Raw genomic sequence first — 8,436 nt, 5'->3', positions numbered from 1 at the left:
AGGGTAGCGTTACGCATGTCGAGGTCTCTCGGATGGGTGTGTAGGAACTTCCATCATGGGAGACCTCGACCTCTACCAGCGCAACGACGCACTCCCCCACTCCTACACTCTCAAACGCGATGAGCCGCAATGACCCCGTCGTTGAGCTGCGCACGATCGGCCGCTCGCGAGACCAGAACAGTGACTCAGTCGCGCGGTACTTTGGCGGGTGGGATGCCGACCGGGTCCCTCCGCTGCTCTTGCGCCTAAGAGATGCTCTCCGGCAGGAGAGGGTCAGCGCTGATTTCCGTAGCGGGCGGCGAGGGCTGCGTTGTGCAGGCGAAGCTGCTCGTCTTCGAGCTCCTCACGGCGACGGGAGGAGCGTTGGTCCCGGCTCCACCACTTCGAGAGCGTGACGATGAGCACGATGAACAGTGGGAGGCCTCCGTATGCCCACGCCACGCCGCCACCGATGGCCTGGTCGACGATCGGTGAGATGCCCAATGTCTCGGAGCGGTTTGCGTACCAGCTGAACAGTGGCGTGTTCATGATCAAGAGCACGAGCCCGAAGACCGCGTGGACCTGCATTTCGATGAAGGCGTTCAGCAGGCGTGCGGGGTACGACGGTACCCGCGGGAGCGGGTCGGTGGACCAGAGGGGAACGGCTCCAATGACGCCGAGTAGCAGGAACACGAGCATGGATGCGTCGTGCCCGCCCGGCACGCTCATCACCCAGCTCACCCCCCCGGTGAAGTAGAACGCGGGGAACACGATGATCGGAATCACAATCGCGACGCCCGGGTTCAGCAGCGCGTAGGCCAGCTTCGAGCGGTATGCACTCAGCGCGGTGCGCAGCACGATTCGACCAGCTCCCACGTGCGGCGTCGCCCGCAACAGCAGCCGGCTCGGGGCTCCGATGAGCAGCAGCGGTGGTACGAAGACCATCACTGTGACTTGCTGGAAGATCAGCACCGACACCAGCTCTCGAGCGTACTCAGAGGTGCTTGAACCGGTAACGCTGAACAGCAGCATGCAGCCGAGCGCGAAGCTCACGCTCTTGAGGATCGACCACCCGCGCCCGGCGCGCCACAGTCTGATGGCGCCCGCCAGGTATGCGGCCAGCAGGAGTACCGCCAACCACGCCAACGGTGACGTCGCAGCGTTGCGGAAGGAGAGGAGGTCCGCGATCTCGAACTGCACGACGACTCTCCTGGGATCTAGTGACGTTGCTTCATCTCCGCACCAGCACGTTCCGGCGTGGGGTTGGAAGCTGTTGCACCCAGCAGCTTGGGCTGCAGGTGGTGCTGACTATTCTCCCTGGATCGTGACCACGGTGGAGGGCACGTTGTTCTGCTTGAGGAACTCCTGGGCATCGATTTTCTGTCCGGACGCGTCCTGCAGTTCGAGATGCAGGTGCGGGCCGGTGGATACGCCTGTGTTGCCGATGAGTCCGACCTGATCGCCAACCTTCACCACGTCGCCCAGTTGCAGCGTCACGGAGCCTTGCAGCATGTGGGCATACCTGCTCTGGTAGGTCTGTCCGTTGATGACATGCTCAAGAACGACGTTGACGCCGAACCCGCCGTTGTCCACCGGGGTGACGCTGACAACCGTGCCCCCGGCGATCGCACCAATGGGCGTTCCTTGGGCTGGAGCCAAGTCCAGTCCCATGTGGTTCGTGCTACCGATGCCGCCTGGCGAGACGCGAGGCCCAAATCCATCCGTGATTGGAACCCCGACCGGGAAGGGCCACTGCACAGTCGCTGTCAGGTCGTTGCTGAACGTTCCTCGGTCGGTCAGTCCCCCGCTGAGGTTCGCGACCGTTGCGGACCCCATCGTTGTCACCGCGTAGGCCGAGCCACGATCGCTCGGAGTTGCTTTCCTATCGGTGACTGTCAGTGTCTGGCTGGGCAAGCTCGAGACCGCGTTCGCTAGCGCGGCGGACTCAGACCCCACGGCAAGGTCCTGCTGGACCGCCATCGTTGCGGCTGGAAGGGTCGTAAACGCTGCGAGGCTCCCTGCTACTCCAAGGGCTGCGACCCCGATACCGCTGCGCACGAGCAGGGAACGAGCATTTCGCCGTGAGCTGGACGCCTCACGCTTGGACGGTTGCTTGTCCGCAGCGCCGGCTTCCTGCGCAGCCCGTTCGTTGCGCTCGAAGCTCGCAGGAGTCTCCACAGCGACGTCCGACGCTGCTGCGGGAACCTTCGGATAGGTCTGCGCTCGCTCGGCAGGGGCAATGTGAGCTCGTTCAGCTTCGCGACGGGCGCGGCGAGAAGCGAACACCTCGGGCAACGAGGCTCCGGCCTCGGACGTGCCTCGAAGCCCCGTCGTCTGGAGTTGCCGTTCGCTCTCGCGAGCTGCTCGTCGAGTCAGTGGCATGGGGTCCGGCTGCATGTCGCGTGTCTCCTGCAAGTCGTCTGCCCGCTGATCGGGATCCGAGATTACGGTAACAGAAACATCACGATTATCACAGGCAAATAACGACAGTGAGTGCTGTCGCCTGCCCCGTGGGTCGACGTCAGCGTGACGTTGGGGCGAGAACTACTCCTGGGGATACGCCCATTCGATGCCAGTCAGGGCGTTTGGCCCCGTGAGTATCACTGCGCCTACGGGGGTGGGGAGGTCGAACACGATCGCCCCGTGCACGGACTCTCCAGGCCCGATCGCAGTGGGCAAGTAGGCGTCCGCCTCGAGGCAACTCGTAGCCGCAGCTGACCCCACTTGTCCGTCGAGCAGTGCGCCCTGGTCATCCACCGCAGTCCAGACCGACGGGTCAAGCTTCACGCTTTCCTGAAGATCGGGGGCTGTCCGGCCCTCGAAATTGAACTGCACGAAGAACCCGTTCTCGGGTTCGACGCTGGGATCGCCGGTGCAGGACGGTCCGACCACGATGCTCGTGACCGCGAACTCGGCAAGTACCCCAGTGTCTCCCGCGGCTCCAATCCGCATCGGCTCACCGGTCGTCTTCACGATGTTGCCCCGCTCGTTCCTGACGGGCGACTCGGTGGGCAACGACGGTGATGCCTGAGTCGGATCTTCCCCCGCTGTCGGGCCGTAGGTCGAGTCCAGCGGGGCCGAGGCGCATCCCGTCAAGGCGAACATGGCGGTGAAGGCTACGAGAGCACGTTTACGCATGCTGACACGATAGGGCCAGGCGTGAACAGCCAAACGGCTCCGGCGGAAGCCTCGATGTCATCTGTCAAGTCGCGAAGTGCGCGAGGCCGGGGGCTCACAGACGTGGCGCACCCCAAGAGGGGCTCAATCCACTGAACGTGGAAGTCGTAGCGCGCGAGGCGAGCTATAGGCGCTTGATCGGAACCGTCAGGCCGCCTAGGGTCGGAGGGTGCGTGCCCTCTGTAACTTCCGGCGGCTCGACGACGGCCGGCTTGGCAGTCTGCAGGCGTCGGTAGAGGGTGGCGCGCGAAATGCCAAGGTTGCGGGCGACCTCAGACGCCGGCACGTCAGCCGCGATCAGGTGCGCGGCGTTGTTCAGTTGGCTGTCGCTGATCTTCCGGGGTCGTCCCCCGAGGTCGGCTCCAGCAGCTCGTCGTTTGCTCACGGAGTCCAGCACTCGTTCGCGCTTGATTTCGAGCTCCATCTGCGCGAGCGCGGCCATCACGGTAAACACCATCGACCCCATGGGGGTCGAGGTGTCCACGTCTCCCCCACCGAGATTCAGCACCCGCAGTGCGACGCCAGTGGCGCGGAGCTCCTCCGCCAACGTCAGCATGTTGCCAGTCGAGCGCCCAAGACGGTCGAGGGTGGTCACCACGAGCGTGTCTCCATGCTCCAGGGCTCGCAGTGCTGTGTCCAAGTAGGGCCGCGACGCATTTGCGCCAGACGCTCCCCGATCGACATAAAGGTCGTCAGCGCGCACTCCAGCTGCCCGGAGGTCGAGCTCCTGCCGGTCGGTGTCCTGGCGTCGAGTCGAAACGCGGGCGTAGCCAATGAGTTTGGGCACGATTCTCCTGTCGCAAAACCAACGATGATTGCGCGACTCTAGCGACCTAGTTGTGACACATGGTTATGAGAATCGCGATCCTCGGGAAACCGGCTTGTAGGTTTCAGCTTTGCGTGTCGGGAGATGGTCATTGCTCCCTGTCGCGGAGCTCCCTTTCAGTAGCGAGCTGTGCTGTGTTGCTCGTGTTCCTGGCTTGGGGATTCGTAGGGCGTTAGAGGTGCCCCGGACTGGTGCTGGTGTGCACTGCGCCCGGGGCACCTGTGGGTAACGTCGCTGACTGTGCGTTACGCGAGGGAGATGAGGAGCTCTCTCATGGTCTCGATCTCGGTTGTTTGTGTGTCAACGATTGTCTGGGCGAGGGCTGTGGCGTCCGAGTTCAGACCGTTGTCGACTTCTTCTTGAGCCATCGTGACGGCTCCTTCGTGGTGCTCGATCATCTGCGCGAGGAACAAGCGAGATGCCTCGTCGCCGGTAGCGGCCTCGAGGTTCGCCATGTCCTCGTCGCTCATCATGCCGTCCATGCTGTGGTCCATTCCGGACATGGACTCAGTGCCCCAGTCGCTCAACCATTGGTTGAGTTGTTCGATCTCGGGTCCCTGTGCGGCTTTGATTTCCTCGGCGAGGGTGGTGACCTCGGGGTCGATGTCGCTCTTGGCGAGGATCGTGTCCGACATCTCGACGGCTTGTTCGTGGTGGGGGACCATCATCTGCGCGAACATCACGTCCTGGTCGTTGGCGTCGCCGGTTGCCGCGGATGAGGGTGATGGTGTGGTTTCGGTCATGGTGCTGTGGTCCATGCCGCCCATGTTGTCGGGTGCGCTGGTGGGTGAGCACGCGGCCAGGGCGAGGGCTGCGGCGAGCGTGGTCGTTGCGAGCAGCACGATGCGTGAGTGCTTCATGAGGGGTTGTCCGATCTGATTCTGTGGATGGGGATCTGCACGTTGCTCCCGAGGGGGCGGAGCGGTCGCGGCGCGACCGGACGAGCAATCAGATCCGGCAGACAGTCAGAACGGTCAGGGGTATGCGGAAGACATGGAACTGGGCACTGGGTGTGGGGTCTCGAGACGGCCACGCCGTGGCCACAGCCCCGGTCGTCCCCGTCGAAGGGTGGCGGAAGGGGATGGCGGCGGCCACAGTGAGGAGGAGGGCTGCGCACAGCGCGACCATCATGCCCGCTGGCCCCATGAGGCAGTCAGTGCAGGGCATGACGGGCACGACGCTTCGCTGCTCGCCGTGCTGGAGGGCGGCAGCGTGGCCTGCCTGCGTGACCGACGGAGCGTGTCCTGCTGGTTCGCTGATGAGGGTGTGGCTGTGCGCGGTTTCGTGCAGAGAGTGAGTCGCGAGCGCGTGCACGCTCGCCAGCCCGAGCAGTATCCCCAGGAGGAGGAGCACCGTGACGGTGGTACGTGCCAGCATGCCGCGAGGTCGTTCAGGAGTGATCCCCACGACGCCACCTCTCTTCATTGCATGCCCAGCAGTTACCCCCGGAGGGTACCCGATCACTGGCGGCAATTTCCGTGTGTTGCCCGCTCATCGTCCACCGCCCGTGACGCCCACCAGGACTCTACGTTATCGATCCGAGATAAACGTGATAATTCTGTTATCTTTGCCGGGCGGCTCCCATCCGGGGGCGGCTTGATCTGCGGGAGTGTCCACATGCACCACGACTCACACGCGAGTACTCGTCGGGAACTGCGCGCGCAGGAGCGCGCCTTGACCGAGGCGGGTCGTGGCCCGGTCACGAGTGCAGCCCCGGTTCTGTCGACGCGACGCGCGCGACGTGACGCGGAGCGCGCGGGTCGCACCGGCCGGCACGAGTCGCCAGCACCAGCGCCCACGGCCACGGCCACGGCCAGCCTTCCAACCAGTGTTCCGGCGAGCCGGCCGGAGACCAACCAGAGCCCCACGTCCGCTTTGGTGTTGGCTGAGGTCGACGCAGAATCCTCGGAGTGTGAGGGCACTGGCCTCCACAATCTCGATGTGGAGGGCGCGACGATCCGTTCGGGACGCCCCCACCGCAGTGGCAAGACCGCGCTCCGCGTCGCGGGTGGCGTGCTCGGGCTGGGGATTGCCGGCAGTGTCGCCGCGTTCGCTGCACTACCAGCCACGGCAGTCCCGACGAGCCATGATCGAGTTGCCGAAACGGGAGCGGCGGCGCTCGTGCAGCCCGCGTCCGGTACTCCAAGCCAGACGCTCACCGTGACCGGTGAGGGAACGAGCGCGCGTGAGCGCGACTCCGTCTACTCGGTGACGACGGTGGGGTCGGCCGCCACCGCGAACCTCGCGACGCTGGTTGACAACGGCGCGTTCACGAACAACCTGTCCGCCCCCGTGCAGTGGCCGTTCCCGGTCGGTGTCGCGATTACGGACGACTTCGGACCTCGGGTCTCCCCGGGCGGCATCGGAAGTACGAACCACATGGGCGTGGACTTCGCGCCAGCCCAGGGCACACCCATCGGGGCGATCGCGGATGGCGTCGTCACGAGCGTCACCTCCACGGACAACGGTGGTCTGGGAGTGAACATCACCCTCGAGCACGTCATCGACGGGGCCACGTACCGGAGCGTGTACGCACACATGCTCGAGGGCTCCGCGACGCTCCAGGTGGGAGCCGTGGTCGGAGTGGGCGACCAGATCGGCCAAGTCGGCAACACCGGCACATCCACAGGGCCGCATCTGCACCTCGAAGTCCAAGACTCCGCAGGTCAGAAGCTCGACGGCCTCGCGTTCCTCAAGCAGTACAACACCCCCAGCACCGTCGTTTCCCCACCCCTGCAAGGCGCGAGTGCCTAACCCACGCAGCCCACCAGCCGGCGCGCACCGTGCCGTGCCCCAGCTGCGCCAGGGAGTGGCCTGCGCGGTCGGGGCGGGAACCCACCCCAGTCGCGCACGTGACTCCCGCTCGCTATCGGTCGAGGATGCGTCGTGCGCTGAGCGCGGGAGCGATGTCGAGGCGTCGAAGCAGCTGCGCGTTGAGGGCGACCACGACGGTGGACGCGGACATGAGGATCGCGCCGATCGACATGGGAAGGACGAACCCAATCGGGGCGAGGATACCCGCGGCGAGCGGGACGGATAGCAGGTTGTAGCCTGCTGCCCACCAGAGGTTCTGCCGCATCTTGCGGTAGCTCGCCCGCGAGAGCTCGATGACCGAGAGCACCGAACGGGGGTCATCGCTGGCGAGGACCACGCCGGCCGACGCGATGGCCACATCCGTTCCGGCACCGATCGCGATGCCCACATCCGCCTGCGCGAGGGCAGGGGCATCGTTCACACCATCACCGACCATCGCGACCTTCTTGCCTTCGCTCTGCAGTTCCGCGATCTTCGCTGACTTGTCCTCGGGACGCACCCCCGCGAAGACGCGGTCGATGCCGAGCTCGTCTCCGACGGCTGAGGCGACCGCTTGCGCGTCGCCCGTGATCATGACGACCTCCACGCCCAGCTTGTGGAGTGCGTCGACGGCCTCGCGGGATTCGGGACGGATCTCGTCGGCAAGACTGAGCGCTCCAATGACGCGGCCCTCTCGCGCGACGTGCAGGATGATCGCGCCCGCGGCCTTCCATTCGGCGGACGCGTCGAGTTCCTCCTCGCCGAGCTCCGCCAGGAGGCGGGGGCCACCCACGCGAATCTCCGCGCCATCCACGTCCGCGCGCACGCCGACGGCGGGTGATGACCTGAACCCGCTAACGGTGGGCACCGACAGCTCCCGGTCCGCGGCTGCGCGCAGGATCGCCCGGGCGAGTGGATGCTCGCTGTCGGATTCGGCGGCAGCGGCGAGCGCGAGGACCTGCTCAACGGAATGCCCAGTGGTAGGGGCGATGGCCGTCACGATCGGTTCCCCTCTGGTCAGTGTGCCCGTCTTGTCGAAAAGCACGGCGTCGACGGTGCGCATGCTCTCGAGCGCCAGGCGGTCCTTGATGAGCACGCCACCTCGTGCTGCGCGTTCGGTTGCGATCGACACCACCAGTGGGATCGCCAGCCCCAAGGCGTGGGGGCAGGCGATCACTAAGACGGTGATGGTGCGGATGACGGCCGCATCCGGAGAGCCGAGCAGTGTCCACACGAGCGCTGTGATGGCTGCGGCGATCAGCGCGAACCAGAAAAGCCAGGCTGCGGCGCGATCCGCGATTCGCTGCGCGCGCGACGTGGAGTTCTGCGCATCGGTGACCAGCCGCTGGATCCCGGCGAGCGTCGTGTCCTCGCCGGCTGCTCTCACGGCGACACGGAGCCCGGAATCAGTCGCGACGGTGCCCGCGGTGACCGGATCACCGACACCTCGTGCGACCGTGCTCGATTCGCCGGTCACCATGGATTCGTCCATGTCGGCTTGCCCGTCGACGATCACGCCGTCGGCAGGAACGCTCGGGCCTTGACCCTCGATCGTGGACACGGTGTCGGTTCGGTTATGCCGCTTCCGCGAGGGTAGCGGATGTGGTCGCCGTGTAGGCGGTCTCGTAGCTGTTCGGGGTGATTTGGCCGATCGCGGAGTG

7 protein-coding genes and 1 pseudogene are annotated in these 8,436 nt (G+C 65.5%); 1 reads left to right on the top strand and 7 read right to left on the bottom strand.

Features of this window, described 5'->3' with window-relative positions:
* Positions 1–273: 273 nt before the first annotated feature.
* From ABVF28_RS17080 to ABVF28_RS17055, 6 genes are all read right to left on the bottom strand, one after another.
* The gene (locus ABVF28_RS17080) at positions 274–1,179 is read right to left on the bottom strand and encodes a cytochrome c oxidase assembly protein (protein ID WP_371031437.1); all 906 of its coding nucleotides are present in this window, start codon (positions 1,177–1,179) and stop codon (positions 274–276) included.
* Between the two features lie 108 nt (positions 1,180–1,287).
* A complete protein-coding gene (locus ABVF28_RS17075; RefSeq protein WP_167349018.1) occupies positions 1,288–1,650 on the bottom strand; it encodes a M23 family metallopeptidase in 363 nt (120 codons plus the stop codon).
* A gap of 873 nt (positions 1,651–2,523) precedes the next feature.
* The gene (locus ABVF28_RS17070; RefSeq protein ID WP_371031436.1) at positions 2,524–3,084 is read right to left on the bottom strand and encodes a hypothetical protein; all 561 of its coding nucleotides are present in this window, start codon (positions 3,082–3,084) and stop codon (positions 2,524–2,526) included.
* A gap of 196 nt (positions 3,085–3,280) precedes the next feature.
* Complete coding sequence (locus ABVF28_RS17065) at positions 3,281–3,943, bottom strand: recombinase family protein (RefSeq protein ID WP_371031435.1); 663 nt, start codon at positions 3,941–3,943, stop codon at positions 3,281–3,283.
* A gap of 284 nt (positions 3,944–4,227) precedes the next feature.
* Positions 4,228–4,842: a DUF305 domain-containing protein gene (locus ABVF28_RS17060; RefSeq protein ID WP_371031434.1), complete on the bottom strand. Its 615-nt coding sequence runs from the start codon at positions 4,840–4,842 to the stop codon at positions 4,228–4,230.
* A gap of 88 nt (positions 4,843–4,930) precedes the next feature.
* On the bottom strand, positions 4,931–5,359 hold the full coding sequence (locus tag ABVF28_RS17055) for a hypothetical protein (RefSeq protein ID WP_371031433.1): 429 nt from the start codon (positions 5,357–5,359) through the stop codon (positions 4,931–4,933).
* A 564-nt stretch (positions 5,360–5,923) separates the two neighbouring features.
* Here ABVF28_RS17055 and ABVF28_RS17050 point away from each other — a divergent pair.
* Positions 5,924–6,736: a M23 family metallopeptidase gene (locus ABVF28_RS17050; RefSeq protein ID WP_371031432.1), complete on the top strand. Its 813-nt coding sequence runs from the start codon at positions 5,924–5,926 to the stop codon at positions 6,734–6,736.
* 112 nt (positions 6,737–6,848) lie between these two features.
* On the opposite strand, the pseudogene ABVF28_RS17045 reads toward ABVF28_RS17050, so the two are convergent.
* A pseudogene (locus ABVF28_RS17045) lies at positions 6,849–8,315 on the bottom strand (heavy metal translocating P-type ATPase); the annotation flags it as partial.
* Positions 8,316–8,436 lie beyond the last annotated feature (121 nt).

Source organism: Pseudoclavibacter sp. JSM 162008 (assembly GCF_041366455.1).
GTDB lineage: Bacteria > Actinomycetota > Actinomycetes > Actinomycetales > Microbacteriaceae > Pseudoclavibacter.
The sequence above is the reverse complement of the archived record's forward strand: the minus strand, read 5'-3'. Positions and strand labels throughout refer to the sequence as shown.